The sequence below is a fragment of the Calidifontibacter indicus genome (genome assembly GCF_003386865.1).
GTDB classification, from domain to species: Bacteria; Actinomycetota; Actinomycetes; order Actinomycetales; family Dermatophilaceae; genus Yimella; species Yimella indica.
In genome coordinates this window covers 2,334,439-2,360,416 of sequence record NZ_QTUA01000001.1, presented here as the reverse complement: position 1 = coordinate 2,360,416, position 25,978 = coordinate 2,334,439, and the positions used below count along the sequence as shown (strand labels likewise).

Annotated in this window: 28 protein-coding genes and 2 pseudogenes; 14 read left to right on the top strand and 16 right to left on the bottom strand. The window is 68.1% G+C overall.

The genetic code is table 11. The features are described from left to right. Nucleotides 1–71 precede the first annotated feature (71 nt). The 4 genes from DFJ65_RS11180 to DFJ65_RS11165 form a co-directional block, all read right to left on the bottom strand. Complete coding sequence (locus DFJ65_RS11180) at nt 72–899, bottom strand: SDR family oxidoreductase (protein WP_115923091.1); 828 nt, start codon at nt 897–899, stop codon at nt 72–74. A 30-nt stretch (nt 900–929) separates the two neighbouring features. Further along, nucleotides 930–1,916 (bottom strand): pseudouridine synthase, encoded by a 987-nt coding sequence (locus DFJ65_RS11175; RefSeq protein WP_245950175.1) that lies wholly within the window; start codon nt 1,914–1,916, stop codon nt 930–932. Nucleotides 1,917–1,932: 16 nt separating this feature from the next. Next, on the bottom strand, nt 1,933–3,060 hold the full coding sequence (locus tag DFJ65_RS11170; protein WP_115923089.1) for a methyltransferase domain-containing protein: 1,128 nt from the start codon (nt 3,058–3,060) through the stop codon (nt 1,933–1,935). Between the two features lie 107 nt (nt 3,061–3,167). After that, on the bottom strand, nt 3,168–3,785 hold the full coding sequence (locus tag DFJ65_RS11165; protein WP_115923088.1) for a LysE family translocator: 618 nt from the start codon (nt 3,783–3,785) through the stop codon (nt 3,168–3,170). A 182-nt stretch (nt 3,786–3,967) separates the two neighbouring features. Between DFJ65_RS11165 and DFJ65_RS11160 the strand changes: the two genes are divergently transcribed. Continuing rightward, a complete protein-coding gene (locus DFJ65_RS11160; protein WP_115923087.1) occupies nt 3,968–4,978 on the top strand; it encodes a lactonase family protein in 1,011 nt (336 codons plus the stop codon). 321 nt (nt 4,979–5,299) lie between these two features. Here DFJ65_RS11160 and DFJ65_RS17505 read toward each other — a convergent pair whose 3' ends face one another. From DFJ65_RS17505 to DFJ65_RS11140, 4 genes are all read right to left on the bottom strand, one after another. Further along, nucleotides 5,300–5,908: a DUF3349 domain-containing protein gene (locus DFJ65_RS17505; protein WP_170144069.1), complete on the bottom strand. Its 609-nt coding sequence runs from the start codon at nt 5,906–5,908 to the stop codon at nt 5,300–5,302. Beyond that, nucleotides 5,908–6,180 carry a hypothetical protein gene (locus DFJ65_RS11150; RefSeq protein WP_115923086.1) on the bottom strand — a complete coding sequence of 91 codons (273 nt, stop codon included), beginning with the start codon at nt 6,178–6,180 and terminating at the stop codon, nt 5,908–5,910. Before DFJ65_RS11150 ends, DFJ65_RS17505 begins: the two co-directional genes overlap by 1 nt. Next, nucleotides 6,177–7,400, bottom strand: a complete 1,224-nt coding sequence (locus DFJ65_RS11145) for an inorganic phosphate transporter (protein WP_211308425.1) — start codon at nt 7,398–7,400, stop codon at nt 6,177–6,179. The genes DFJ65_RS11150 and DFJ65_RS11145 overlap by 4 nt, the downstream gene beginning before the upstream one ends. Before the next feature lie 159 nt (nt 7,401–7,559). Continuing rightward, the gene (locus DFJ65_RS11140) at nt 7,560–8,657 is read right to left on the bottom strand and encodes an NAD(P)-binding domain-containing protein (RefSeq protein WP_211308424.1); all 1,098 of its coding nucleotides are present in this window, start codon (nt 8,655–8,657) and stop codon (nt 7,560–7,562) included. A 58-nt stretch (nt 8,658–8,715) separates the two neighbouring features. On the opposite strand from DFJ65_RS11140, the gene DFJ65_RS17500 reads away from it, so the two are divergent. The 8 genes from DFJ65_RS17500 (at nt 8,716) to DFJ65_RS11110 (ending at nt 14,017) form a co-directional block, all read left to right on the top strand. After that, on the top strand, nt 8,716–8,856 hold the full coding sequence (locus DFJ65_RS17500) for a dihydrofolate reductase family protein (RefSeq protein WP_170144068.1): 141 nt from the start codon (nt 8,716–8,718) through the stop codon (nt 8,854–8,856). Beyond that, nucleotides 8,853–9,758, top strand: a complete 906-nt coding sequence (locus DFJ65_RS11135) for an acyl-CoA thioester hydrolase/BAAT C-terminal domain-containing protein (RefSeq protein WP_115923085.1) — start codon at nt 8,853–8,855, stop codon at nt 9,756–9,758. Before DFJ65_RS17500 ends, DFJ65_RS11135 begins: the two co-directional genes overlap by 4 nt. Continuing rightward, nucleotides 9,740–9,901, top strand: coding sequence for a hypothetical protein (locus tag DFJ65_RS17195; RefSeq protein WP_170144067.1), 162 nt, complete (start codon nt 9,740–9,742; stop codon nt 9,899–9,901). The genes DFJ65_RS11135 and DFJ65_RS17195 overlap by 19 nt, the downstream gene beginning before the upstream one ends. A 9-nt stretch (nt 9,902–9,910) precedes the next feature. Beyond that, nucleotides 9,911–10,384: a GNAT family N-acetyltransferase gene (locus DFJ65_RS11130; RefSeq protein WP_115923084.1), complete on the top strand. Its 474-nt coding sequence runs from the start codon at nt 9,911–9,913 to the stop codon at nt 10,382–10,384. Nucleotides 10,385–10,621: 237 nt separating this feature from the next. Next, nucleotides 10,622–11,602: a class I adenylate-forming enzyme family protein gene (locus DFJ65_RS11125; RefSeq protein ID WP_115923083.1), complete on the top strand. Its 981-nt coding sequence runs from the start codon at nt 10,622–10,624 to the stop codon at nt 11,600–11,602. Then, a complete protein-coding gene (locus tag DFJ65_RS11120; RefSeq protein ID WP_115923082.1) occupies nt 11,599–12,735 on the top strand; it encodes a thiolase family protein in 1,137 nt (378 codons plus the stop codon). Before DFJ65_RS11125 ends, DFJ65_RS11120 begins: the two co-directional genes overlap by 4 nt. Then, on the top strand, nt 12,726–13,418 hold the full coding sequence (locus DFJ65_RS11115) for an energy-coupling factor ABC transporter ATP-binding protein (protein ID WP_115923081.1): 693 nt from the start codon (nt 12,726–12,728) through the stop codon (nt 13,416–13,418). Before DFJ65_RS11120 ends, DFJ65_RS11115 begins: the two co-directional genes overlap by 10 nt. Beyond that, on the top strand, nt 13,415–14,017 hold the full coding sequence (locus DFJ65_RS11110) for an energy-coupling factor transporter transmembrane component T family protein (protein ID WP_115923080.1): 603 nt from the start codon (nt 13,415–13,417) through the stop codon (nt 14,015–14,017). Before DFJ65_RS11115 ends, DFJ65_RS11110 begins: the two co-directional genes overlap by 4 nt. A 23-nt stretch (nt 14,018–14,040) precedes the next feature. Here the strand turns inward: DFJ65_RS11110 and DFJ65_RS11105 are convergent, their stop codons facing one another. From DFJ65_RS11105 to DFJ65_RS11095, 3 genes are all read right to left on the bottom strand, one after another. Next, nucleotides 14,041–15,495, bottom strand: a complete 1,455-nt coding sequence (locus DFJ65_RS11105) for an HNH endonuclease (RefSeq protein WP_115923079.1) — start codon at nt 15,493–15,495, stop codon at nt 14,041–14,043. Nucleotides 15,496–15,564: 69 nt separating this feature from the next. Then, on the bottom strand, nt 15,565–16,011 hold the full coding sequence (gene arfB, locus DFJ65_RS11100; RefSeq protein WP_115923078.1) for an alternative ribosome rescue aminoacyl-tRNA hydrolase ArfB: 447 nt from the start codon (nt 16,009–16,011) through the stop codon (nt 15,565–15,567). Between the two features lie 29 nt (nt 16,012–16,040). After that, nucleotides 16,041–16,610, bottom strand: a complete 570-nt coding sequence (locus tag DFJ65_RS11095; RefSeq protein WP_115923077.1) for a biotin transporter BioY — start codon at nt 16,608–16,610, stop codon at nt 16,041–16,043. 158 nt (nt 16,611–16,768) lie between these two features. Here DFJ65_RS11095 and DFJ65_RS11090 point away from each other — a divergent pair, with 158 nt between their 5' ends. Beyond that, nucleotides 16,769–17,791: a DUF3048 domain-containing protein gene (locus DFJ65_RS11090; protein WP_115923076.1), complete on the top strand. Its 1,023-nt coding sequence runs from the start codon at nt 16,769–16,771 to the stop codon at nt 17,789–17,791. A gap of 128 nt (nt 17,792–17,919) precedes the next feature. Here the strand turns inward: DFJ65_RS11090 and DFJ65_RS11085 are convergent, their stop codons facing one another. Continuing rightward, the gene (locus DFJ65_RS11085; protein ID WP_115923075.1) at nt 17,920–18,126 is read right to left on the bottom strand and encodes a hypothetical protein; all 207 of its coding nucleotides are present in this window, start codon (nt 18,124–18,126) and stop codon (nt 17,920–17,922) included. A gap of 508 nt (nt 18,127–18,634) precedes the next feature. On the opposite strand from DFJ65_RS11085, the gene DFJ65_RS11080 reads away from it, so the two are divergent. The 3 genes and pseudogenes from DFJ65_RS11080 to DFJ65_RS11070 form a co-directional block, all read left to right on the top strand. Beyond that, nucleotides 18,635–19,081 (top strand): hypothetical protein, encoded by a 447-nt coding sequence (locus DFJ65_RS11080; protein ID WP_211308423.1) that lies wholly within the window; start codon nt 18,635–18,637, stop codon nt 19,079–19,081. A 257-nt stretch (nt 19,082–19,338) separates the two neighbouring features. Then, complete coding sequence (locus DFJ65_RS11075; protein WP_147301379.1) at nt 19,339–20,886, top strand: ORC-CDC6 family AAA ATPase; 1,548 nt, start codon at nt 19,339–19,341, stop codon at nt 20,884–20,886. Between the two features lie 495 nt (nt 20,887–21,381). Beyond that, nucleotides 21,382–22,104: pseudogene (locus tag DFJ65_RS11070) on the top strand (IS256 family transposase); the annotation flags it as partial. 57 nt (nt 22,105–22,161) lie between these two features. On the opposite strand, the gene istB reads toward DFJ65_RS11070, so the two are convergent. Both istB and istA read right to left on the bottom strand, forming a co-directional pair. Further along, nucleotides 22,162–23,034 carry an IS21-like element helper ATPase IstB gene (gene istB, locus DFJ65_RS11065; protein ID WP_245950174.1) on the bottom strand — a complete coding sequence of 291 codons (873 nt, stop codon included), beginning with the start codon at nt 23,032–23,034 and terminating at the stop codon, nt 22,162–22,164. Then, nucleotides 23,034–24,293 (bottom strand): IS21 family transposase, encoded by a 1,260-nt coding sequence (istA, locus tag DFJ65_RS11060; protein WP_115921240.1) that lies wholly within the window; start codon nt 24,291–24,293, stop codon nt 23,034–23,036. Before istA ends, istB begins: the two co-directional genes overlap by 1 nt. A gap of 90 nt (nt 24,294–24,383) precedes the next feature. Here istA and DFJ65_RS11055 point away from each other — a divergent pair. After that, nucleotides 24,384–24,974 (top strand): annotated as a pseudogene (locus tag DFJ65_RS11055) (IS256 family transposase); the annotation flags it as partial. 153 nt (nt 24,975–25,127) lie between these two features. Here DFJ65_RS11055 and DFJ65_RS11050 read toward each other — a convergent pair. After that, nucleotides 25,128–25,577: a hypothetical protein gene (locus DFJ65_RS11050; RefSeq protein ID WP_115923073.1), complete on the bottom strand. Its 450-nt coding sequence runs from the start codon at nt 25,575–25,577 to the stop codon at nt 25,128–25,130. After that, on the bottom strand, nt 25,574–25,948 hold the full coding sequence (locus DFJ65_RS11045) for a hypothetical protein (protein WP_115923072.1): 375 nt from the start codon (nt 25,946–25,948) through the stop codon (nt 25,574–25,576). The genes DFJ65_RS11050 and DFJ65_RS11045 overlap by 4 nt, the downstream gene beginning before the upstream one ends. Nucleotides 25,949–25,978 lie beyond the last annotated feature (30 nt).

Sequence of the window (25,978 nt, the reverse complement as noted above, 5' to 3'; positions counted from 1 at the left end):
CGGGTCTGGCCTTTCGTCTTGTCTGCAGTGGTCATCGGGGGTCATCGGGGGTCATCGGGGGTCATCGGGGGTCATCGGGAATCGTTGAGCAGGGACGCCTGGTAGCGCCGCATGCCACCCAACCAGCGTTCGTGGTCGGAGGTCTTCTGGCGCATCATCTCCAGCACACTGGCGTGCGGGAGGATCAGGCAGCGCTCGTCGGCGACGGCATCGAGCACGATGGTGGCGACGTGCTGCGGGGTGAGCACCTCACCCGCGCTCAGCACGGCGTTGGTCGCGGCGACCCCGAGCGGGTCACCGGTCTCCCGTCCGGCATAGAGCAGATCGGTCTCCACACCCATCGGGCACAGGCAGCTGGCCCGCACCCCGGCGTCGCCGTACGTGATGTTGAGCCACTCGGCGAACCCGACGGCCGCGTGCTTGGTGACCGTGTAGGTGGCCGAACCGATCTGGGTGAGCAGACCGGCGGCGGACGCGGTGCTGACGAAGTAGCCTTCGCCGGCCTCGACCCAGCGGGGCACGAGCTTCTTGGCCGCGCGGATGTGAGCGCGCAGGTTGACGTCGATCGATGTGTCCCAGTCGGATTCGCTGACGTCGAGGCCGGGGGCGCCGATGATGCCGGCATTGGCGAAGTAGAGCTGCAGAGCGCCGAAGGTGTCGTCGGCGAGTCGCACCAGGTCGTCGATGACGGCTTCGGCGCAGACGTCACCGACATGGGCCACCGCCACCGGAGCGCTGTCGCCGGCGGCCTCGTTGAGGGTCGCCGCGACCTCCTCGACCTTGGGTGACAGATCGCCCAGCACCACCCGCGCGCCGCGCGACACGAGCTCCTGCGCGAGTGCCGCTCCGATCCCGGCGCCCGCACCGGTGACGATCGCAACCTTGCCGTCGACGTCCATGTCGCTCCTTCGCTTGTCGGCCACCTGCATTCAATCCGACCGGGCGCCGTTGCCCAAGGGCGGGGTTGCCTGGTGATACGCGTCGGCGATCGGCAGTCGGCGCCCGCTGCGCAGCACCCGTGAGGTGCCGTCGATCGGGTCGACGAAGGTCAACTGTTCGGCGAGCAGCTGCAGCGGGTGGTCGAAGTCGTCACGGGCGACGGTCTGTTGGACGGGGTACAGCGGGTCGCCGACGATCGGGGCGCCGAGGTGACTCATCGTGGCCCGCAGTTGGTGGGTGCGGCCGGTGGTGGGCTCGAGCCGGTACAGGCCGAGCGGGCCGCCGGCGACGAACTGGTCGACGAGCGCAATCCGGGTGTGCGCGTTGGGTGCCGGATGCCCCACTTCGACGGTGGTCGCGTGCCGGCCGTGCACCTTGACCAGGTGCAGGTGGACGTCGCGCGGACGGTCGAAGCCGTCGAGCACCGGCGCCAGGGCGAGGTAGGTCTTGCCGGCGCGGCGGGCCGCGAACAACTCCTGGTAGGGCCCGCGCCAGCGCGGATGTTTGGTGAGCACCAGAACGCCACTGGTCAGCCGATCGAGCCGGTGCGCCGGGCTGAGCAGCGGCAGGTCGAGTTCGTCCCGCAGGCGCGCCACCGCGGTCTGGGTGATGTGGCTGCCGCGCGGCATGGTGGCCAGGAAGGGCGGCTTGTCGATGACCAGGATGCGGTCGTCCTGCTCGATCACCGGAATGTCGAAGGGCACGACCGGCTCGGGTGCGAACTCCCGCCGCACGAACACCACCCGACCGCCGACGTACGGCGTGGAGCCGGTCACCGGCGTGCCGTCGGGTGCGGCGACGTCGCCGGCCGCGAGCTTGGCATCGAGCTCAGCCGCGCTGAGCTTGCTGAGTCGGTCGAGCAGATGCTCACGCACCGTCGTCCACCCGCCGTCGTGCGGCAGCGTGACGCGCATGGCGTCGATGCCGTGCTCCTGGGGGAAGGGGGAGACCGGACGGTGCCGACGGGATCGGCTCACGACCGCGCCGGCAAGATCATCGGCGGGCCAACTGCACGAGCACCTCGTGGTGGGTGCTCTGCGGGAACATGTGGAATACCCGCGCCCGCTCGACGACGAAGCCGGGCATCCGGTCGAGGTCGGTGGCCAGGCTGCGCGGGTTGCAACTGGAGTAGACGAGGTGCTCGACCTGGGCGTGCTCGAGCCAGTCGCACAGGTGGTCCCCGATGCCGCGTCGGGGCGGGTTCACCACGACGACGTCGGCGGACGGCGCGTCGGCGAGCGCGTGGAAGGCGTCGCCCGCGACATAGTGGAAAGTCGTTGTGGGCGAGTCGAGTTCGGCAGCCGACCGACGAGCGCTCGACACCGCGTCGGCAGAGATCTCCACCCCGAACACCTCGCGCACACCCGCACCGGCAGCGGTCAGACCGAAACCGCCGACCCCGCAGAAGAGGTCCAGCAGCACGCCGGGTGCCAGCTCGCCGATCCACGTCGCGGCCTGGCGGTACAGCTGCTCGGCGACCGTGGTGTTGGTCTGGAAGAAGCTCGCCGGCCGCAGGTGCAGTCGCACCGTGCCCAGGCGCATCGGCAGGGTGTCGTGCTCGGTGAGCACGATCTCCTCCTCGCCCTCCATCACCGCGCGATGGCCGGGCAGGAGGTTGGCGGTGACGACGCGGGCGTTCGGCAGGCGCTGCTGCAGGTCGGGCAGCGCGCGCTCGAGCTTGCCCAGTTGGCCGGTCGAGCGCAGCACGAACCGCACCATCAGTTCGCCGTCGGGCGAATAAGTGACCAGCAGGTTCTTCAGCTCACCGTTGCGGGTCGGCACGTCGTAGGGCGTCAGGCCGATGTCTGCGACGAACTCGCGCAGGGTGGGCAGCGCGGCGGCCAGCCCGGGCTCGTACAGCCCGCATCCGGTGAGGTCGACGCCGTTGCCGCCGGCGTCGAGAATGCCCAGGGCGGGTGCGCCGCGGCGGCCGGCGACGACGAGCTTGGCCTTGTTCCGGAAACCCGCCTCGGGCCCGGTGGCGCTGGGCAGCCAGGAGTCGACGCGGTCGGCAAGGGTCGCCCGCACGGCGTCGTCGCCCGAGGCGACCTGGTCGGCGTACGGGACGTTCATCAGGGTGCACGACCGGCACTCATGTCGGTCGAAGTACCCGCAGCGCATGGGTCGAGGATAGGCGGAGTGCGCCGTCGCCTCCGGGAGCGGCCGAACGCAGCAAGGCACCGGCTTCGGGCCGGTGCCTTGCTGTCGTAGGGGGCTAGGCGGGCCGGTCAGGCCTCGGTGGCCAGCGCGGAGGCGAACCCCAGCATCACCAGCCCGGTGCCACCTTCGATCGCCTGCTGGAACCGCTTGCGCTGCAATGCTCCTCGCACCCGTCCGGCGATCGTGACCACCAGCAGCAGCACCAGCAGGCCGACGACGGTCAGCGTGAGTGCGTAGGCCATCAGCCCGGCAAGGCCGGTGTCGGGCGAGGCGAACTGCGGCAGCACGGCGAGGTTGAACGCGAGCACCTTCGGGTTGGTGATGTTGCACAGGAAGCCCTGGCGGAAGGCGCGCCACGGCGACGCGGCCGTCTTCTCCCCGGCCGCCCAGTCGGCGTCGCGGGCGCGCAGCGCGGCACGGATGGCAATCACACCGAGATAGACAAGGTAGGCGACACCGGCCCACCGGATGGCCTCGAAGACCGGTCGCGCGTTCGCGATGATCGCACCCAGCCCGATCGCGGCGAGGATGCCCTGCGTGGCACCGGCGACGCAGATGCCGAAGGTCGTCCACAGTCCGCGGCCGCGACCACCGATGACGGTGTTGCGCAGCGTCAGGAAGGTGTCGGGTCCGGGCGCGACGGCGATGGCGGTCGCGAAGAGGACGAAGCTGAAGTAGTGGGCCACATCCGGAGTATGCGACCGGCGCGCGACTACCCGCCAGTCCGGTCCGGACGGTGGTCGGGCGCCGCGCCGGCGGCAGTTCGGGGTGACCGTGCTCGACCATCTGCGCCGGCGCGGCGGCAAGGTGCTGGCCGGGGTGGAGCGCAGCCGGCCCACCCAACAGGGTGGAACCGTAGGGTGAGGACATGGCTGAACTCGTCCTCATCGCCAACGCCGGCGACGGCACCGTCTCCGCCCTTACCCTCCACCGCGACAACCCCCGGTTGGAACTGCTCACGACCTCGAGCGTCGGGCAGGGCTGCAGCACCTTCGCGGTCGACACCGAGCGCGACCTGGTCTACGCCGCGTTCAAGGGCGACCCGGCCGGCATCGCCACGATGCGACTCGACCGGGCCACCGGAGCACTCACCGAGATCTCCCGGCGCGAGGTGCCGGCGTCGATGACCTACCTGTCGCTCGACGCGTCCGGCACGGTGTTGCTCGGCGCGTCGTACGGCGGCGGGTGGGGCGCCACCTGGCCGATCGGAGACGACGGCCGACTCGGCGACCCGGTGTCGCAGATCGAATACCCCAACCTGCATTGCGTCGTCGCGCGCGACGGCCGCGCCTACTTCGTCTCGCTCGGCGCCGACCTGATCGCCCAGTTCGACCTCGCCGGCGACGGCACGCTGACCCCGCTCGAGCCGGCGACCGTCGCGCAGACCGAGGGCTGCGGGCCGCGGCACCTGGTCTTCGACGGTGCGGACGGTTACCTGATCACCGAGTACTCCGGCGAGGTCATCCGGCACTCGGTCGGTGCCGACGGCACCCTCACCCGGGCCGAAGTGGTGAACATCGTCGATCCGTCAGCGGGGTTGAAGCACAGTCGTTTCGGTGCCGACCCACGCGCGGAGCACCTCATCTGGGGCGCCGACGTGCACCCTGCGGGTCGGTGGCTCCTCGCCTCCGAGCGCTCGGCGTCGACCCTCGCGACGGTCAGCCGCGACGGCGGCCGGCTCGGCGAGGTGGTTGCGTTCGCGTCGACCCGGGAGCAGCCGCGCGGGTTCGCGGTCACCGCCGACGGTGCCTACGTCATCGCGGTGGGGGAGCGCGCCACCGACGCCGAACTGCACGAGGTCGGCGCCGACGGCACGTTGACGTCGCTCGGCACCACCCCGATCGGTCAGGGCGCGAACTGGGTGCGGATCGTTCGGTAGGGCTCGGTCATATGGTGGCCGGCTTGTTCTTGGTGCAGGTGCGGAACCAGAACCTGCCCACCCACCACATGATCGTGAACCACACGGCGAGGTACAGGATGCGTTGCCAATTCGGCATGACGTACTCGGACCGGGGAACGATCTGTTCGAAGGTGTAGCCCTCGGTCTGTGTCGTCGAAATTGCGATCCCGCTTCTGCGCGGGTGTGTCTGGTTTGCGTTTGGTGCGTTGTACTTCTTGGCGGACTTCGGTTGATCGGTCTTCGCCCCATGCCGCCCAAGAGCAGAAGGGGGATCCTTCCCTGCTGGTTTTCAGCGGCGACTCAGCGGGAGTCGGACGCCTCGAACGGCCACCCGTACTCGCGCAGGTGCGACTCCACTCGCCGCACGTCGTCGTCCGTCGGGAGTTCGTCGGTGGTGCCCAGGATCGCGGTGCGTGCGCTCATCTGGTCGGGCATACGGCCGTGGGCGCGGGCGTCGGCGATCACCTTGAGCGCGATCGCGTCGGCCTCTTCCTCGCTCAGCTGACGCCGCAGCAGTGCGAGCACCGGTTGGTAGTCGGTCGGCGGCACACCCTGCGGGTAGCCGGCGCGCAGCCAGTTGAGTATGCGCTGTAACCAGCCCTGCTCGCCGTGTTCGCGCAGCAGATCGTCGGCGAGCGGCCATCCGGTCTGCGCGAGGCGGGTGGCAACCGCGGCGACCTCCTCCTGGGTCGGCACGGTGTTGGCTACGTCCTCGATCGCGGCCGTGACACTGGCTCGGTCGGCTTCGGAACGCGGGTCGTCGTCCTGCAGGTGCGCGACGACCTGGTCGACTTCTTCGTCGGTGAGCGCCCGACGCAGCAGCGCGACGATCGGCGCCACGTCGTTCGGTGCCACGCCCTCGGGGTACCCGGCGCGCAACCAGTTCAGAACGGACTCGATCGATGCCATCAGAACAGGGTGATTCCGAAGTAGTGGTCGATGCTCTTCTGGGTGATCCAGAGGACGCCCATCACGACGGCGAACACGACCACGGCGAGGCAGACCACGGCGCCGGCGAGCGCGGCCGGGTTGCGACGGGCGGCGGTGCCGTCGGCGCTCGGCTCGGGACTGCCGATGCTCCACAGGCGGATGCCGATCGCGAAGATCGCGGGCAGGCCCGCGCCGAACAGCAGTCCGGCGAGGAACACCTTGAGGGCGGACTGGGCGGCGTCGGCAATCATCGGGTGACCTCCGGGGTGGTGTCCTTCGCGTCGGTGGTGGGCACGACGCTGTTCGACTCTTCGTTCCACTCGTGGTTGACGTTGTTGTGATCGACCTTCTGGGCCTGGGCGCGCATGTACATGAAGCCGGAGAGGCCGAGCAGGATCGCGAAGATGACGACCGCTCCCGCCAGACCGCCCACGGTGTCGGCGATGAAGAAGCACAGCGCGCCGACGATTCCGGCGGCCGGCAGGGTGAGCAGCCATCCGACGACCATGCGTCCGGCGACGCCCCAGCGCACCTGGGCGCCGGGCTTTCCGACACCCGACCCGAGGATCGAGCCGGTCGCGACGTGCGTCGTCGACAGCGCCATGCCGAAGTGGCTGGAGGTCAGGATGATCGCGGCCGACGATGCCTCGGCCGCCATGCCCTGCGGCGACTCGATCTCGACGAGGCCCTTGCCGAGGGTGCGGATGACCCGCCACCCGCCGAGGTAGGTGCCGAGCGCGATCGCGGAGGCGCAGGTGAAGATGATCCAGACCGGAAGTCCGTTGCTGTCGATGCTCTGCGTCGTGAGCGAGCCGTGGGCGATGAGCGCGAGGGCGATGACACCCATCGTCTTCTGTGCGTCACCGGTTCCGTGGGCCAGCGACACCAGCGATGCGGTGCCGACCTGACCCCAGCGGAAGCCGTGCGAACGCTTGCTCTCGGAGGTACCGCGGGTGATGAAGTATACGAGCGCGGTGCCGATGGCGGCGATGACGCCGGCGATGAACGGTGACATCACGGCGGGTATGAGCACCTTCTCGCCGATGCCTTGCCAGTTCACCCCGCTGGTGCCGATCGCTGCGAGGCCTGCGCCGATGAGGCCGCCGAAGAGTGCGTGGGACGAACTCGACGGGAGCCCAAACAGCCACGTCAACAGGTTCCAGAGGATGCCGCCGATCAGACCGGCGAAGATCAACAGCATCGCCTGATTCGGGTCGAGTCCGGAAACGAGTGCACCGTCGGACGTCTGGATCTTCAGGACGTCCTTGGTGATGGTCGTTGCCACCTCGACGGACAGGAAGGCACCCAGCAGGTTGAGCACCGCCGAGAGCGCGACGGCGACCTTGGGTTTGAGCGCTCCGGTCGCGATCGAGGTGGCCATCGCATTGCCGGTGTCGTGGAAACCGTTGGTGAAGTCGAAACCGAGAGCGGTTACGACGACCAGGATCAGAATGATCAGGTCTGTTGACATGGAGCCAGAATGGACCCGACGCCGCGGCGGCGTCCACTCAGCCGCTCGTCGCTACGAGCCGCTGACCTGCACTGTCGCTATGTTCACCGAAAGTTCACCGGTCGGGGTTGAGCCACACGTTCGCCGTGACCCGGTCGCCGAGTTCGATGCCGTGTTTCTTCAGGACGCTCGTTCGTCCTGGGTCGAGCCGGAGTCGGACAGCTGCCGGGCGACCTCGAGTGCCGCACGGCGGGCGGCGCGGCTGGCGCCGATCGTGCTCGCCGACGGGCCGTAGCCGACAAGGTGCACCCGGTGGTCGAGCACCGCGGTCGTTGCGCCCTGCACGTTGCCCTGCACCCGCTCCAGCGGGATGCCGCCGTTCGGCCCGCGCAGGCCGAGCGGTTCCAGATGGTCGACGGCAGAACGGAATCCGATCGCCCACAGAATCACGTCGGCGGGCTCGAAGGTGCCGTCCGACCACAATGCGCCGTGCTCCTCGAGCCGCTCGAACATCGGCAACGGGTCGTCGTACGCGCCGAGCCGGTCGGCCTCGGCCTCCTGCGGACGCAGCATCAGGCCGGTGACCGCCACCACGCTCTTGGGTGGAAGACCCTCGACCACGCGCTTCTCGACCTCGGTGACGACCTGCAGCCCGGCCTCCGGGCCGAGCGTGCCGCAGTCGCGCCACTGCGGTGGGCGACGGGTCACCCACAGAACGGCGGCGATCGGGGCGAGCTCACCGATGAACTGAACCGCCGAGGCACCCGCGCCGACCACGATCACGCGCTTGCCGCGTAGGTGGTCGCGGCCGGGATAGGTGGAGGTGTGGAACTGCTCCCCGGCGAAATCGTCGATGCCCGGGTAGTCGGGCCGGTTCGGACGCGTCCAGGTGCCGGTCGCGTTGACGAGCGTGCGGGTGCGCCAGGCGCGGTCGCCTGCGTGGACGACCAGGAGGTCGCCGTCGCTCGTGACCCGGGTGACCTCGACCGGTCGTTCGACGGGGAGGTCGTGGTGCCGCTCATAGGCCGCGAAGTACTGCGGCACAACGACATTGGCGCGATCCGTCGAGCGGGCAGGCGCAGCCTCGCCGGGTAGGTCGGCGACACCGTGCACGTCGTCCATCGCGAGGGAGTCCCATCGGTGCTGCCACGCACCGCCGGCGATCGGGTTCGCGTCGAGCACGAGGTGATCGATGCAGCGCTGCTTGAGGAAATACGACGCCGCCAGCCCACCCTGGCCGGCGCCGATGACGATCGAGTCCAGAACGTCAGTGCCCACGCCAGTTGAACAAGCAACAACGCCCGGTTATGCCGACGGCGGTGGGAGGCTGGAGCGTATGGGACGACTCGTGTACGTCAGCATCGGCTCGCTCGACGGGTTCATCAACGACGAGCACGGCGAATTCGACTGGAGCGCACCGGATGCCGAGGTGCACAGCTTCCTCAACGAGCGCGACTGGTACGACGTGCGGCGATGACGATTGCGGCGACCAACCTGCACTGGGGGAGACCCACGCACGATCGCGGCACCGGTGTGCTGGTGCTCGCGGGGTCGAGCGGGCGCCTTGATTCGGCGCGCGCCGAGGTGCTGGCTCGCGCCGGCGCAACAGCGCTGGCGCTGCGCTGGTTCGGCGGTGCGGAGCAACCGCCGACGCCCTGCGAGGTGCCCTTGGAGATGTTCGTCGAGGCATTGGATCTGATTGCGGCAGAGTGTGATCGGCTCGCGATCATGGGGCTGTCGTACGGTGCGGAGGCTGCGCTCTCGGTGGCCGCGCGCGACCCGCGAATCGGTTCTGTGGTGGCGCTCGCACCGACCACGGTGGTGTGGGAGGGGCACCGGGAGGACGACGACGCGCCGGCCCGCAGCAAGTGGACCTGGGGTGGTGATCCGCTGCCGTTCGTGCCGCTCGACCGGTCATGGCGGCCCGCCGACGAGCCGCCGGCGTTCTCACCGCTCTACGAACACAGCATCGAGGTCGCCGACGCTGGTGTGGTGGACGCGGCCCGAATCCCGGTCGAACGCATCGAGGCGGAGGTGCTGCTGGTTGCCGGTGGCGACGACCGGGTGTGGCCGAGCACGCGCGCGGTCGAGGAGATCGTCGCCTCTCGTGCCGAGCACGGCCTCGACACGCAAACCGTCGTCGATCTGCGCGCCGGGCACTCGGTGGCGTTGCCCGGCGAGCCCCAGGGCGACCAACGCCGTCCGTATCAGGTGGGTGGCGACACGGGCGCTGCGCAACGGATCGGCGCTGCGGCCTGGCCGCAGATCTGCCGGGTGCTGCATCTCGATCACGATTTCGGCGAGGACGAACGGCCCTGGCCACCGTGCCGTCGGGCATCGGTCTGCTCGGCACACCCGGGATGTTCGACACCCCGTTGATCCTCGCCGGTGTCGTCACCCTCGCGTCGGTGATCTACCTGCACCACCTCATCCGCAAGGGACGCGCCACGGCGAAGGCGCTGCTCGGCGCCGGCGTCTTCTACCTCGTGTTCGCCGCCGGCTTGGTGCTGACGCTGGTCTAGCGTGGCCGAGTGCCCATCGAGATCCGTTCGCTCCAACCCGAGGAGTGGTCGACCTATCGCGCGGTTCGCCTGGCGGCCCTGAAGGATTCACCGGACGCCTTCGGTGGCAGCTACGACAAGAGCGCCGCCTACCCGGAGGCTCTCTGGCGCGAGTGGTGCGGTCAGCCGTCCTGGTTCGCGTTCGACGGGACGGCGCCGGTCGGGATGGTGCGAGTCTTCGCGGCGCCCGCCGAGGAACTGCCCGAACTGGTGTCGATGTGGGTGGCTCCCGAGGTCCGTGGCCGGACGGTGGCCACGGACCTCGTCGCCACCGTGATCGACTGGGCGCGGGCGTCCGGGGTACCTGGCGTCCGGCTGTTCGTCGTCGACGGAAACGCGCGGGCACAGCGGTTCTACGAGCGAATGGGCCTCCGTGACACAGGTGTTCGTGAACCGTTGCCAGATGGACGCACCGAGATCGGCATGGAGCTCAGGTTCGGCTGACCGCTGAGGTTCGGCTGACCGCTGAGGTTCGACGGACGGTCGGGTTCGACGGCGGCATCCCGAGTTCGTAGACGGGTTCGTCGACCAGCAGAAGCGCGGCGACATCGCGCACCCGGCTGGGCGAGTGAGGTCGCCGGCTATCGCGCCCGTCGCGGTGCTCGATTGGCGCACACCTAATGTTGTCCCCAGCCCGGACGACTCTCGCGTCGGGCAACCCGAGCCCGGAGGAGTGGGTAGGTGGACCTGGTTCGCCCGAGCGAGCACGCCGATCCTGTTGCCGCCGTGATCGCCGCGCACCGCATCGGAGCCACCCTCGCGCTCAGCACTTCGGGCACGACCGGTCCCGCCCGGAGCATCCTGCGATCGACCCGGTCGTGGTGGGGGAGCTTTCCGGCCTACACGGCGCTGTCGGGGGTGACTTCCGGGTCGCGGCTGTGGGTGCCGGGTCCGCCGAGTTCGACGATGGTGCTCTTCGCCGCGGTGCATGCCGCCGCCGCCGGTGCCGTGGTCGTCGCCGATCCGGCGGACGCGACCCACGCCTGTCTGACGCCCGCGCTGCTCGCGCGTCGCGGCAGTGAACTCTCGCCGGGAGCGCACCTCGTGGTTGCGGGAGCGGCGCTGCCGGCGCGGCGGGTCGACGAGGCCACGCAGCGTGGTCTCACCCTCAGCCACTACTACGGAGCGGCAGAGCTGAGCTTCGTCGCCGCGGGCACCCCCGGCAGCGGTCTTCAGCCGTTCCAGGACGTCGAGGTCGAACTGTGCGACGCCCCGCACCCGGGCACGATCTGGGTGCGCTCGCCCTGGGTGTGCGACGGCTACGAGGGCGCGCCGGGTGCGCTGCAGCGCGACGGTGGGTGGGTCACCGTCGGCGACGTCGGACGCTTCGAGGCCGGTGTGCTGCATGTGCTCGGGCGTCCGGACGCGGTGACGACGGCGGGCGCCACGGTGCAACTCGCGGATGTCGACGCGGCCCTGCGTCCCGCGGCACACGGCGACTTCGCCGTCCACGGTGTGCCGCACCCGACCTTCGGCGAGTTGATCGCGGTGACCCTCGTCGACCCCGGCGACCTCGCGCGACTGCAGTCGGCGGCGTCAATGTTGCCGTCGTCGCATCGTCCGCGGGTGTGGCGAACGGTCGACGAGCTGCCGTTGACCGAGGCCGGCAAGATCGACCGTATTGCGTTGCGCGACAACGCGTCTGCGGGAGCGGTGTTGTGACCGGGGCGCTGATCGTCGCGGCTCGCCGCACGCCGATCGGGACGGCCGGCCATGGGTTCGCGTCGGTCTCCGCCGCCGACCTCGCGTCGGCGGCGATCGGAGCCGTCGTCTCCGACGTGGAAGAGATGGACGAGATGGCCGACGTCGGGGGAGTGCCCGACGAGGTCGTGCTCGGCAACTGCATGGGTCCGGGCGGCAACGTCGCCCGGGTCGCGGCGCTCGGCGCGGGCTTGCCCGACGCGGTGCCGGCGTTCAGCGTCGACCGTCAGTGTGCCAGTGGCCTTGCCGCCATCGAGATCGGCGCGCGACTCGTGCAGACCGGACGCCGGCTGGTGGTGGCCGGCGGCGTCGAGAGTGCGTCGACCGCGCCATGGCGCATGTGGCCGCCACGCGAGGGCGGCGAGCCGGTGCGCTACGAACGCGCGCCGTTCGCGCCCGAACCCCGAGACCTCGACATGGGTTACGCCGCAGACCTGCTCGCAGCCGAACACGGCATCACCCGGGCCCGGCAGGACGCGTACGCCGCGCGGTCGCACGCCCGCGCTGTCGAGGCCATCGCCAAAGGCGAGTTCGACGACGAAGTCGTGCCGGTCGGTGCAGTGGTGCGTGACGAGCGTCCCCGTGCCGGGCTCGGCGTCGCTCAGCTCTCCCGGTTCCGTCCGTTGCACCGCACCGACGGCACGGTGACGGTCGGCAACTCCTGCGGCATCAACGACGCGGCCGCGGCCGTCGCGATCGTGCCGGAAACCGTTGGCGTGCAGGGGCTTCGGGTGTTGGGCGCCGCGTCGGTCGGCGTCGTACCGGAACGCCCCGGCATCGGCATCGTGCCCGCCGTGCAGGCGGCTCTGGCCGAAGCCGGTGTGGGAATCGACGACGTCGATGTCTTCGAGTTCAACGAGGCCTTCGCCGGGCAGGTGTTGGCGTGTTACGACGCGCTCGGCATCGATCCCGACCGGGTCTGCCTCGACGGCGGCGCCCTCGCGCTCGGTCACCCGTGGGGAGCCAGCGGAGCCGTCCTGGTCGTGCGCCTGTTCACCCAACTCGTCCGGCGCGGCCGCGGACGAATCGGCTTGGCGGCCATCGCCGCCGGCGGCGGACAGGGCACGGCGCTGGTGGTGAGCGCATGCCCGTGATCGAGTTCGACCGGGTCGGGCACTCCTACCCCGATTCAGCCGGCGGCACCACGACGGTGCTGCGCGATGTCAGCGTCCGTCTGACCGAGCCGCGGATCGGGGTGATCGGCGCCAACGGTTCGGGCAAGTCGACCTTCGCTCGGATGCTCAACGCACTGGTCGTGCCGACGACAGGCAGCGTGCGCATCGACGGGCTCGACACCGCTCGGGACGCCCGGGCGATCCGGCGCAAGGTGGGCTTTTGTTTCACCGACCCGGACGCCCAGATCGTCATGCCCACCGTGCAGGAGGACCTCGCGTTCGGGCTGCGCCGCCGGATGCCCAAGGACGAGGTGGAGCGTCGGGTCGACGCGGCCCTCGAGACGTACGGGCTTGTCGCACAACGCAATCAGCCCGCGCATCTGCTCTCCGGCGGGCAGAAGCAGTTGCTCGCGTTGGCCGCTGTGCTCATCACCGAACCGTCGCTCGTCGTCATGGACGAGCCGACGACGCTGCTCGACCTGAGGAACGCCCGGCGCATCCGCGACCTGGTGCACCGCCTCGAACCCCAGGTGGTGCTGGTGACCCACCATCTCGACCTGCTCGACGACTTCGACCGGGTGCTCGTGTTCGACGGGGGAGGGCTGGTCTTCGACGGTGCGCCGGCGGACGCCGTGCGCCACTACCGAGACCTCGTGTCGTGACCGTTCTCGCGACGTACGTCGAACGCGACTCACCGATCCACCGGCTGCCGGCCGGGGTGAAGCTCGGCGCGTTGGTCGTCATGGCGGCGTCGACGGTGTTCGTCCGACAGTGGTGGCAGCCGGTCGCGCTGCTGGCGTCGATTGCTGTCGTCTACCTGGTCGCCCGCATTCCGTGGCGCAGCGCCCTCGCCCAGGTGCGTCCGTTGCTCGCGCTCCTGGTGGCACTGGCGATCTTCCAGACGGTGTTCGCCGGGTGGGAGAAGGCGGTTGTCGTGTGCGGATGCATCCTGGCGCTTGCCGCCCTCGCGTCGCTGGTCAGCCTGACGACCCGCACCGACGACCTGGTCGATGTAGTGGTGCGGATGGCGCAGCCGTTGCGCCGGTTCGGGGTGGTGCCAGAGCGGATCGGGTTGCTGGTGTCGCTGGGCATCCGTTCGGTGCCGGTGGTCGTCGGGTTGGCACGGGAGGTGCGGGACGCGCAGCGCGCGCGAGGTGCGAGTGCGCGTCCGGTCGCGTTTCTGGTGCCGCTGGTGGTGCGCAGCCTACGGCACGCCGACAAGGTCGGTGAGGCACTGGCCGCGCGCGGTCTCGACGACTGAGGTTCGAGTCGGGCGGGTGGCGTTCAGGCGGCCCAGCGCAGGTCGAGTCGCTGCGTCAGGAAGGCTTCGACCACGCTCGTCGGATCGTCGCCGGTGGGACTGGTCGCTGCGCACGGTGCGGGTGGCGCAGTCGACCGGTAGGTCTTGCCGGTCGGCGTGGTGATCTCGATCGTGTGCCGGTGACCGGGCGGCGGATCAGTGCCGTCGGCGCCATCGACGCCCTCTTCCGGGGGACCATGCAGCACCCGCACCGACCACCCGGGCATTTCCTTCACCAGGTTGAACCGTCGGCACACCCCCGCACCGTTGTCGATGTCGGTGGGTCCGCCGTCGGCGAACCGGTGCACATGGTCGGCGTCGTCGATCGGCGCCTCGCAGAACGGGGTGCGACACAGTTGGTCTCTGATCCGGATGAACCGTCTGACCGTGCCGTCGAAGCGGCGTCGTCGTGGATCGACCGCCGTGACCTGCCCGGTGACCGGGTCGGTGAGCACGCGTCGCACCCAGGCCTGCGCGTGGTCGGCCTCGACCGGGGTGGGACCGAACAGTGCCGGGTGTCCGGCGATGATCGCCCGCGCCATCGCTGCCGGGATCGGCCCGTAGCCGTCGAGCCAGGCGGGCCCGTCCGGGTCGGACTGGCCGGCCGGTGACGGCGAGCCTGCCGTGTCCGGGGTATCGCCGAAGAGTTGATCGGTGCCCATCACCAGTTGTACCTCGACGGGCAGCCCGGCCTCGCGGGGGCGACCGGTGAGCCGTTCGACGAAGAGATCGGCCATCGCCTGCGGGCGGGTGCGCCCGTCGATCGCACCGGTCGTCATCGCTGCTGCGGTGTCCTTCTTCAAGGCGCCGAAGGCAGCGATGCCTTCGGGGGCGGGAAGGAAGGCGACGATCTTGCACATGCCGTCGGGCTGGGGTTTGAACCAGACAGCCCGGTCAGCTGCCGCCTTGGTGGCCCGCTTGGTCGCACCGTCGGGGTCAGCAGCGAGCGCAGCCCGTCGGGCCGCGTTGGCCGCCGCGCGAACACCGAGCCGAGGAAGCGCACCGACCAGTTCACCGTCGACCTGGCGCCGCAGCGTCGGCTCGAGGTGATCGGTCTCCCGATGAACCGCTTGCGCCGCCCGCTCGTTGATCTGACCGGTCGACAGCAACCGTCCGGTGCCGGCGAGGTCGCGACGCATAGCCCTGGCGAACCCGAGATCGCGTGAGGCCTGCGCGGGGGAGATGCGGCGCGCGAGAGCGATCTGATCGGCAATGCCGCGTCCGCGCTCCCGGCTGGGCACCTGCTGTCTGCGCTGCTCGTCGCGCTGGGAGATCTCGAAGTCGGCCGATACCCGTGCGATCGCCCCGGCGGTCGCGTTCTGCAGCTGTTGCAGCAACTCGAGTTGAGTGATCTTGTCGAAATCGTCTGCGGCAGAGAGCAACTCGGCAACCCCTTGAACCAACTGGTCAAGGCCTCCGGTCTGCTCTTCGTTCGCCATGAGACAAGTCAAGCAGCGAGGTGTGACAACCTTCCGTGACGACGTCCGGCACCTGCACGTCGGGAGGGTTCAGTCGTCCGCACTCGGTCGCGAACGGTCACTCTTCACCTGGCCGCGGCGGTGCTTGGCCGCGAGCCGCCGCCGCTGCGACCCACGCGTCGGGCGAGTTGCCCGGCGCGGTTGCGGGGGAGGCGCGAGGGCTTCGCGCAACAGGTCGGCCAGGCGCTCCCGGGCGGCCGTCCGGTTGCGACGTTGCGATCGGTGCTCGGCCGCATCGATGGTGATTGTGGTGCCCACCAGACGGTCGCGGAGGCGCTCGAGCACGCGTGCGCGCTGGACGTCGTCCAGCGCATCGCTCGCCGCGATGTCGAAGGTGAGCTGCACACGGGAGTCGGTGGTGTTGACCCCTTGGCCACCGGGTCCGGAACTGCGCGAGAAGCGTTCCACGAGTTCGGCGGACGGCACGGTCAACCCGTCCGGGATGCCCGGACCGGGAGGAACACGCAGATCGGCCACCCGTTCATTGTCGCGGGTGGAACGAATGGTCAGCCGCGTCGGCGGGGGAGTAGGCGCGGGTCGGCCCGGTGCACGGCGCCGGCGATGATTGCGGCGAGCACCGCCTTGATGAGGTCGCCGACGATGAAGACGCCGCTGCCGACGATGGCCGCGCGCAGGCTGATGTCGGCTCGCCAAGCGGTGACCGGCACACCGATGAGGTAGAGCACGACGATGCCACCGAAGATGATGGCGGCGAGTGCGTACGGGAGGTTGTACGGCGCGCTGTGGCGGTAGATCAGGTAGCCGATCACGGCCGCGGAGATCGGGAACCCTACGAGGTAGCCGGCGCTCGGTCCGGTGAAGACGCCGAGGCCGCCTCGTCCGCCGGCGAGCAGGGGGAGCCCGAGCGCGACGAGGAACAGGAAGAAGAGCACGGCCGAGGCGCCGTGTCGCGGGCCGAGCACGGCGCCGACCAGCATGATGCCGAGCGACTGCAGGGTGATCGGCACGGCGAACCCGAAGGGGGAGAAGGCCGGCACGAGGCCGAGCACCGCGATGAACGCTGCGAACGTCGCGGTCAGTGCGAGGTCGCGCGAGCGGGTGGACGAGCCGGACATCGAATCTCCCCGGATTAGGTTCGGTCTGAGCACAACAAACAAGCCGAACTCTATGAGAGGTGCAACGGACGGTGACGCACGCGTCCGCCGGACACGATTGCGACCCGTCCGGACCAGCCGGTGACCGCGCGCCGGACGGCACGCGTAGCGTTGTCGCGATGTCATCGACCACCCAACGACGCCGTGTCCTGACCGCCGGAGTTGCCGCGCTGACGCTCACGATTGCCGGCTGCAGCAGCGGGCGACCGACCACAGCGACGAGTTCCAGCACCGCCACCAGCACGTCGCCGGTTCAGACCTCGGCTCCGAGCACCAAGACGAGCCCGTCCGCGACGTCGTCGACGTCGGCGGTGCCGTCGGTCGATCCGCTCACCGGTGGCCGGAAGAACGGCAACCCGGTCATTGCGGTGAAGCTGGAGAACACTGCCGCCGCGATGCCGCAGCGCGGGCTGTCGGCTGCCGACCTCGTGTTCGTCGAGGAGGTCGAGGGCAGCCTCACCCGGTTGATGCCGATCTATCAGTCGAGCTACCCGCAGCGCGTCGAGCCGGTGCGCAGTGCGCGCAGCACCGACATCGACATCCTGCCGATGTTCGGCCATCCGCTCCTGGTCTACTCGGGCGTCGCGTCGCAGGTGCGTCCGAAGTTGACCAAGGCACCGATTCGACTGAACAGCAATGGTTCTCGCGACAAGAGTCGTGTCGCACCGCACAACGTCTACTTCGATGTGCAGGCTGTCGCCAAGCAGCGCGGGTTGTCGACATCGGGGGACATCGGCCTGCGGTTCGCGACGTCGTACGCCGCCGTCACGAACGCCGCGAAGCAGGAGAAACCGGACGTCCGCGTGGGCGGCGACCGGTTCACCTTCGCCTACCAGGGTGGGCGCTATCTGCCGAGTTGGAACGGTCGGCCGTACACCGACGGTGCGACCCGCGTCATGGCAGACAACGTGCTGGTGCTTGCGACGAAGGCCGTGCCGGACTCGTACAAGGACCCGGCGGGCAACCCGGTGTACAAGACGGTGTCGACGGGATCGGGGAAGCTGTCGCTCTACCGGAACGGCAAACAGATCTCGGGCACGTGGAGCCGGACGGCGACGGACCAGCCGTTCGTGCTGCGTGATGCGAGCGGCAATCAGTTGCAGTTGGCGCCGGGGAAGACCTGGATCTTGTTGCAGAACTGAGGTGGTACAGGCGGGTGGAAATGCGAGGCTGGCCCGGGGGAGTTGGGTGCCGACTCGGATGACACCTCGTCACGCCTCCGTCGCCCTCATCAACGACCTCGCTCCATGTCCCGGCAGGGGACTGCGAGTCAGCAAGTCACGAAAGCGCACGTCTGGGGGCTGTATACGACAAGACCCAGCTTGGCTGCATGGCCGGCAATGAATTCCTCGACAGCGCGGCCCCGCTCAGCGCCGGCGACCGTGATGTAGCTGAAGTCACCGTCAATGAGGTCTTGGAACGACTCGCCCTCCCACGGCCCGTCAGGCCCGAACTCGCCTTCCACAAGCTCGGTCAATCGCGCGAACTCTGGAGTGGCCGGTCGAAAATTTGGCCACCGGGAGTCGCTCGCGTCGAATCGTCGGGTGAACTCAGCTGTGCAGGTCATCTGCGAAGGTCAGAGCCCCAAAGGCCGTCGCCCCGGGGTAGTGGCGTGCGGCCGTCCGAAGGATTCACTCTGCGGTACGCAGACTATAACTTTACATAATGTAGATTATCGGACAATAACCAACGGGCGTTCTAGTAGATGCAGTGACTCCCGCGCTGCCGACGTGAACCGCGTTGTCGCAGGTCAGCCGGCCCACCACCGGGCCAGGCAGTCACCAGCCCACCAGCCCGGTGCCTTGCGGTATCGGCGCAGGTCGCCGTACGTTTTCTGCGTTAGATGCAGGTCGGTTCCGAACTCACAGTTACGAGACATCGCCCGCGGGACCAGCCCCAAGCTGCACAAGTCCGGGCAGGACGCAGCCATCGAGCGTGTGGTGTACACCGACGAACTCACCGTGCGTGACCGAGCCGCCGCGATCTTGGTCATCGTGTTCGCCCAGCAAATCGAGGATGTCGTCGAGCTGACGTGGGACGACGTCACCGTGACCGACGATGACGTCACCGTCAGGCTGGGGAAGACCGAGTTCGCACTCCCCTCCCCTCTGGACGAACCGTTCCGCCACCTAGCTGCCGAACCAGACCACGACCTCACCGCCTCGCATCCGAACAGCAACTGGGTCTTCCGCGGCTACTCCCCTGGACAGCACATTCATGGCTCCAGCCTGCGAGAGCGGCTCAAGGTCGTCTTCGCCACCCGCGCCGCTCGACTCGGCACATTGCATGAACTCACCAAACTCGGACCCGTGCCGGTCAGCGCGGACGCGCTTGGGTACCACCCGTCGACCATCGAGCGCCACGTCGTTGCCGCGGCAACGACGTATGCCGAGTACATCGCAGCAGCCCGCGACCAAAGGATGACCTCATGATCCCAGTACCCGCTACTGGGGTAAGGCACATATCGCGAAGCCGCCGAGGAACACCACAAGCGGACTCTCTGTGCCCTGTCACTCAGCCCAGAATGGGCTGTCCGCCGTGAAGGGGATATCGCCTTTCGCCCTTCAGTACTCGGTTCTCCGTGCGACGGCTGAGCGGAGGTGGAGGGGTAGGGTGCGTTCGACATTTGACTTCGGAGGGATAGCAGATGGCCAACTCTTTGCTCGAAGACGCTCGGATGACCCGAGCAGTGAGCAGCATCGTCGCTCGTTCCGAGCGTCAGCCTGACACCGAAGTGCTGAGAGAGACCTACGTCGAGACAGGCGTCATGCCTCAGGTGGCAAACTTCGGCCATCAGATCCTCTACGGCCGCCGGGGCACGGGCAAGACCCACGTACTCCAGGTGCTCGCCGCCGAGATGGAAGAGCGGGACGACGTCTTCTCCATCTACATTGACATCCGCCTGCTCGGCAGCGCCCACATGTTCACCGACCCAACGCAGCCCCTCGCGCCCAGGTGCATCGCCCTCTACAAAGACTTCTTGTCTCTCCTCCAAAGCCGTTTGCTTGACATCGCGACCGCTCCTGACCGCGACGGCAGCGGTTTGCAGGAGGTTGACGAACTCGCACGCTTCATCACTGAGAAGACTGCCGACGTGACGCGCCGGGACGTGAAGTCGACCAGCGTGACGGACTCCGGCAGCAACGCCGGGGCGCATGCCGGCGTGAACGCCACGGGGCCGAACATCAGCGTGACCCTCGGCGCCAAGTCGAACGACTCGCAGACCAACGAGGTCGCCTTCACCGAGGCTCTCCGCGAGACGATCGTCTATAGCGAGGTCTACCAGTTGCTCGACGCTGCCCTTGGCGCCATGGGCGTGGACAACCTTCTCCTCCTCATCGATGAGTGGACGTCCATCCCGACGGACCTCCAGCCATTCATCGCCGAGTTCCTCAAAAGGTCCGTCCTCCCATCACGGCGCGTCACAGTGAAAATCGGTTCACTGGAGTATCGGTCGCGCTTCAACCTTCCCCAGGACGAGGGCGGCAACGTCGTAGGCTTCGAGTTAGGGCCGGACATCACGGCGAACCTGGACCTCGACGACTACTACGTCTACGAGCGGAACCCCGAGCGGGTCGAAGACATCTTCGCGGCCCTGCTGTACCGCCACGTCGCGTCCGGGATCGAGGCACAGGCCCTGGAGGAGCACGGGGTGCGAGATGCCACGGGTTTCCGGGCCCGCGTCTTCACCGAGCGAGCCACGTTCGTCGAACTTGTCCGCTCCGGAGAGGGTGTGGTGCGGGACTTCCTGGGGATCTTCGGCGCCGCCTACTTCAAGGCGACAGGGAGCGGGCGCAAAAAGATTGATCTGCACTCAGTTGAGGAGGCCGCCCGCGACTGGTACGAGACCGACAAATCCGCATCCCTTTCGCACGCACAGCACGCCGCCCTTCAGCGAATCATCAGGGACGTCATCGGGGAACGTCAGACGAAAATGTTCATGCTCTCTCGCGAGCACTCGGACCACCCGATGATCCACTCCCTCTTTGACCTCCGCCTGCTGCACCTCATCGAGCGTGGGTATAGCGATAAAGAGAACCCGGGCCTGCGATACAACATCTACGCCCTCGACTACGGCACGTACGTCGACCTCAAGCGAACCAACGTTGAGCCCGAGGGCGTCTTGATCGACGTCGCCGAGAGCGCGGAGGACGACAGCGGGCGTTTGGTGCCTCTTGCGGACAAGCGCAGCATCAGGCGTGTCATCCTTCAGCCCACCATCTTCGACGACCTGTAACGCTGCTGAGCGACCTGGCTGGGTCTCGGCGCGTGTCTGGATCGCCTGTCTTTCCGCCGCGGATGGTGCTGCCGCTCGCCTGCGCACACTGAGCTCAAGCTGTCCGTCTGGGAGCACGCAACTCAGCGGCGAGCCAGTCGGTCCCTCGCTGACGCGGCAAGGTCCCCCATGACGGGAATCGACGGGCTCCCAGAGTTCGCGCTCACCGCACCACCTGCACACCATGGCCTTCCAGCGGACCCGCTACGTCGGCGCCCTCCCAGCGGTGCAGCAAACCAAAGAGCAAGAGCGTCTCGCAGAGGTCAGGTGGATGGTCGCGCTGCCGGCAACGGCCACAGACCCATGCTGCCGTGTTCCGCGCTCATGCCGCTGTTGGGACGCAGTCTGCCCACCGACTCCCGCCTCACCTACTCCCGCGCCTGCCAGCTGGGGACTGTCCGCCAAACGGTGTTTCTGGCCTGACACGCCGGCTCAGCTGGCGGGGAAGGTCATGTGATGACCGAGAAGATCACGAGCGTGAGCTCGATGCCGAAGAAGGTGAAGAAGACGACCTCGCGCAGCGAGGTCGAGCAGGCTGCGGTCCGGGAGCTGGTCAAAGCCGCCCGGGCCCGTGGTGAGGACCTGACCGGCCCGGACGGGCTGCTCAAATCAATCACCGCCACCGTCCTGGAGACAGCGTTGGAAGAGGAGCTGACCGAGCACCTCGGCCACGAGAAGCACCAGGTACCCACCGCGGAGAACGGCAACATCCGCAACGGCACCCGACCCAAGACGGTGCTGACCGACGCCGCCGGAGAGGTGACGATCGCGGTCCCCCGGGACCGGGCCGGCACGTTCGAGCCGGTGATCGTCAAGAAGCGACAGCGGCGCCTCTCGGACGTGGACGCGGTCGCGATCAGCCTGTTCGCCAAGGGCCTGACGACCGGTGAGATCAGCGCGCACTTCCACGAGGTGTACGGCGCCTCCATCAGCAAGGACACGGTCTCGAGGATCACGGACAAGGTGCTCGAGGAGATGGCCGCCTGGTCCTCCCGGCCGCTGCAACCGGTGTACGCGGCCATCTTCATCGACGCGATCTACGTCAAGGTTCGCGACGGGCAGGTCTGCAACCAACCCTTCTACGCCGCGATCGGCGTCGACCTGAACGGCCGGCGAGACGTCCTGGGCCTGTGGGCCGGGCAGGGAGGTGGTGAGTCGGCAAAGTTCTGGATGAACGTGTGTCAACGGCGGCTGAAAAGTGACCCCCTAGCGGCAATCGAAAGTTGACCCCCTCGTCTACTGGTTCTCTTCGGTGGCGGCCGCGGGGACGCGGCCGAGTTCACGGTTCTTAAGCCGGTAGGAGTCGCCTTTGAGGGCGATGACTTCGGCATGGTGGACGAGCCGGTCGATCATCGCGGCGGCGACTGTGTCGTCGCCGAAGACCTCGCCCCAGCGGGCGAAGTTCTTGTTCGAGGTCACGATCAGGCTGGCGCGCTCGTAGCGGGATGAGACGAGTTGGAAGAACAGGTTCGCTGCCTCGGGCTCGAACGGGATGTAGCCGACCTCGTCGATCACGAGCACGGGGTAGCGGACTAGCCGGCGTAGCTCGTCTTGCAGCTTGCCGGCGTGGTGGGCTTCGGCAAGCCGGTCGACCCACTGGGACGCGGTCGCGAACAAGACCCGATGCCCGGCCTGGCAGGCCCGGATCGCGATCCCGGTCGCTAGGTGCGTCTTGCCGGTGCCTGGCGGGCCGAGCAGGACCACGTTCTCTTTCCCGGCGACGAAGTCCAGGGCGCCCAGGTGCGCGATCGTCTCGCGTTTCAGGCCACGGGCGTGGTCGTAGTCGAAGTCCTCCAGGCTCTTACGGCCCGGGAACCGGGCAGCGCGGATGCGTCCCTCGCCACCGTGGGACTCCCGCGCGGATACTTCGCGTTGCAGGCAAGCCGCGAGGAACTCCTCGTGAGTCCAAGACTCTTCCCGGGCCCGCTGCGCGAGCCGTTCGACCGAGTCACGCAAGGTGGGTGCCTTCAACGCCCGAGTGAGGTATTCCAACTCACTCGACACATCTCTCCCCGTCCTCGGCTTCGCCACCTCCTGCGACGATGCCGACGCCCTGGCGTTCGTGGCGTTCGTGGCGTTCGTGGTGGTGGCGGGGTTTCGGGTTGTCATCAGCTCAGCTCCCCGTCCACCAGGCCGAGGGCTTTGTCATAGAACCCCAACGAACGAACTTCTACCTCGGCGTCGTCCTTCATCGCAGCGCCCGCGACTGAGCGCAGCACGTCACTGCGCCCTCGGCGCAGCAATTTGGCCGCGACAGCGTGGTCGAACTCGGTGATCGTCTGATGCTGTGCCCACACCCGGGCATGGTCGGCAACGACCTCGCCCGCGCACGTCGCCCATACCCGGTCCAGGTCGGCATGGATCTCGATCCGGCGGCCAATCACCGCCGGGTGGACCGAGTAATCGTTGGAATCAACCCGGACGTAGTAGTCACGTGGCAGGCGCATCGACTTGCGCCACCCGACCTGCGGTGGCACCGGCGGCAACGGCATCATCGCGGCCCGGTCCGCGGCGACACGGTCGCTCGGGCTACACCCCAACACCCGCATCCGTCGGGCGTTGGCCCGGACGAAGAACCCAGCCAGTTGGGTGTTGAAATCCTCCGGTGAAGCGAACGTGCGACCGGGCAAGAACGACTTCTCCAGGTAGTCGTGGAGCCGTTCGAGCATGCCCTTAGCCTCAGGGTCGGCGGGCTTACAGATGTACACCTTCGTGCCGAGCACGCCACGGAACGCCTGACAGTCACCAGTCAACTCCGGTTGCCGCGCCCGCCACCGCCCGACCGCGCCTTCGCCGTCCCACACCAGCATCTTCGGGACGCCCTGCAACTGGGTCGACACCAACTGCCACCACCCGGCGTACAAATCCTCGGCCTCCCGCGAGGGAATCAGCAGACCACCTGACCAGCGTGAGTACCCCGTCACCGTCGTCATCACCGGCAACCGCGTCGCCGTTCGTGCTTGGCCGTACCCAACCGGCAGCTCGATGGCTGGGAACCAGAAGTCGAACTGCGCCAACTCGCCCGGCTCATACACCGTGCGGGAGGCCGGGTCCGGCGGCAGATACACCGGGCGGAGCTCACTGACACGATCCCGCAGGATCCGGATCGAGTGCTCCCACCCGATCCGCTCGGCCACCACCGTCGCCGGCATCGTCGGCGTCACCTGCAGCAACTCCCGGATCCGCGGCTCGACCGCGTCGACCAGTGACCCTCGACCGACCCGCTCATACCGGGGCGGACCACCGGCACGCAGCGCCCGACGCACTGTGTTCTTCGAAATGCCCATCGACCTGGCGATCACCTTGATCGGCACTCCCTCCGCACGGTGCAACCGCCGGATCTCAGCCCAATCCTCCACTGCCAACACTCCGCATCTCCTGCCTCGAGGGTCGAGGACAGGCTCTCGGAGAGGGTCAGTTTTCAGTTGCCGTTTAAGGGTCAGTTTTCACGTGCCGCCGACAACGTGCTGGCGGACCTGAAGAACCGTGGCGTGCGCGACGTGTTCTTCATCGTCTGCGACGGCCTCAAAGGACTGCCCGACAGCGTGAACGCCGTCTTCCCCCAGGCGATCGTGCACGCCTGCGTGATCCACCTCATCCGGGCGACGCTGCGCTACGCCTCGCGGAAATACTGGGACCAGCTGGCCAAGGACCTGCGCCGCATCTACACCGCACCCTCGGTCGAGGCAGCATGGGCGGCGTTCGAGGAGCTGGAGGAGAAATGGGGCAAGCCCTACCCGGCCATCCCCAAGATGTGGACAGCGGCGTGGGAGGAGTTCATCCCCTTCCTGGCCTACGACGTGGAGATCCGCCGGGTGCTGTTCTCCACCAACGCCATCGAGTCCCTGCACGCCAGGTACCGGCGCGCGGTCACCGTGCGCGGGCACTTTCCGACCGAGCAGGCCGCCCTCAAGTGCCTGTACCTGGTCACCAGGGGCCTGGACCCCAAGGGCACCGGCCAGGCACGATGGACCATGCGGTGGAAGCCCGCGCTCAACGCTTTCGCCGTCACCTTCGCCGACCGCATGCCGGCCGCGGAGAACCTCTGAGATGAACGCCGGAAACACCGTTCATCGGACAGACCCCTCTGCGACCTGCTCGGCGACTGAGGTCAAGGTAGAGCTACTCCCCCTCAGCAACTCCCACTCTCGCCAATTTGCGCATAGTGCAAGGAGGCTGAGAAAGCGCCGTCAGCAGTCTCTTTAAGGCTTGATTGCGTCGATGCGTTCACGGTTCATGTCCGCGTCGAGCGAGACTTCCAGCTCGGGAGGTTCAACGCGTACATACCAGGTGTACCCTGCGGCCTCGCACAGGTGCCCAGTGGTGCTGGTCCCGGACGCGCGACAGCCGATCAGTTGGAGATTCGTTCGTGTAGTGACTTTGCCGTGGCCCACAGGCAGTGGGGAGTCGATGTCGCAGAACAGTTCGGTTTCTGGGGCCAGGCTGGCTCCCGGGATGGCTTCGAGTCTCGTGCGTAGAGCGGTGTAGCTGGCCCTGATTGTCTGATCGGTACAGGTGCCCGGCGTCTGCGGGTCGTCGAGCAGGCCGCACCCCGCACTGGCGAGAACCCCAATAGCGATCAGGCACCGCTGCCAGTGCGCTCGTCCGCCCAAGGTTCTGTCGACCTTGGCCATTTGGCTCGAGTCGGTCATCGTTGATCGGAAGCGTTTGGCTCGCAGGTGGACTCGGAGATCGCAAGCCACCAACCGGTGTCGCTCGCTGTGGTGGCGTCCCGCTTGCCCTCATGCTCGGCCTTGAAGCTCTCGCCTGCGATGCCACGACCCCACATCGCGGTATGACCTGCATGCTGCGCCGAACCTGACTCGCTGATGTTGAAGCTGCTCATCGGATGCCACGTGCCGTCAACGCGTTCGTACCAGTCGAAGTCAATGTCAGCGCCGTCGCCGTTGGTGTCCACGATCGCTGCGCCTGCATTGCCGTTCGTTGCGACCGCCAAGACGATTGCGTAGCGCGCGTCCCACCCGCCGGCTTCGATCGCAGTGTCCCAGTCCAGCCTACGCACGCTTGAACTCCCCTTCTGGACGACGTCCCG

Excerpts from the sequence above, each read along its gene's own strand:
- DFJ65_RS11180 (WP_115923091.1), bottom strand. The coding sequence starts at position 899 with ATGGACGTCGACGGCAAGGTTGCGATCGTCACCGGTGCGGGCGCCGGG.
- DFJ65_RS11170 (WP_115923089.1), bottom strand. The coding sequence starts at position 3,060 with ATGCGCTGCGGGTACTTCGACCGACATGAGTGCCGGTCGTGCACCCTG.
- DFJ65_RS11160 (WP_115923087.1), top strand. The coding sequence starts at position 3,968 with ATGGCTGAACTCGTCCTCATCGCCAACGCCGGCGACGGCACCGTCTCC.
- DFJ65_RS17505 (WP_170144069.1), bottom strand. The coding sequence starts at position 5,908 with ATGGCATCGATCGAGTCCGTTCTGAACTGGTTGCGCGCCGGGTACCCC.
- DFJ65_RS11150 (WP_115923086.1), bottom strand. The coding sequence starts at position 6,180 with ATGATTGCCGACGCCGCCCAGTCCGCCCTCAAGGTGTTCCTCGCCGGA.
- DFJ65_RS11145 (WP_211308425.1), bottom strand. The coding sequence starts at position 7,400 with ATGTCAACAGACCTGATCATTCTGATCCTGGTCGTCGTAACCGCTCTC.
- DFJ65_RS17500 (WP_170144068.1), top strand. The coding sequence starts at position 8,716 with ATGGGACGACTCGTGTACGTCAGCATCGGCTCGCTCGACGGGTTCATC.
- DFJ65_RS11135 (WP_115923085.1), top strand. The coding sequence starts at position 8,853 with ATGACGATTGCGGCGACCAACCTGCACTGGGGGAGACCCACGCACGAT.
- DFJ65_RS17195 (WP_170144067.1), top strand. The coding sequence starts at position 9,740 with ATGTTCGACACCCCGTTGATCCTCGCCGGTGTCGTCACCCTCGCGTCG.
- DFJ65_RS11115 (WP_115923081.1), top strand. The coding sequence starts at position 12,726 with ATGCCCGTGATCGAGTTCGACCGGGTCGGGCACTCCTACCCCGATTCA.
- DFJ65_RS11105 (WP_115923079.1), bottom strand. The coding sequence starts at position 15,495 with ATGGCGAACGAAGAGCAGACCGGAGGCCTTGACCAGTTGGTTCAAGGG.
- DFJ65_RS11095 (WP_115923077.1), bottom strand. The coding sequence starts at position 16,610 with ATGTCCGGCTCGTCCACCCGCTCGCGCGACCTCGCACTGACCGCGACG.
- DFJ65_RS11090 (WP_115923076.1), top strand. The coding sequence starts at position 16,769 with ATGTCATCGACCACCCAACGACGCCGTGTCCTGACCGCCGGAGTTGCC.
- istB (WP_245950174.1), bottom strand. The coding sequence starts at position 23,034 with ATGACAACCCGAAACCCCGCCACCACCACGAACGCCACGAACGCCACG.
- DFJ65_RS11050 (WP_115923073.1), bottom strand. The coding sequence starts at position 25,577 with ATGACCGACTCGAGCCAAATGGCCAAGGTCGACAGAACCTTGGGCGGA.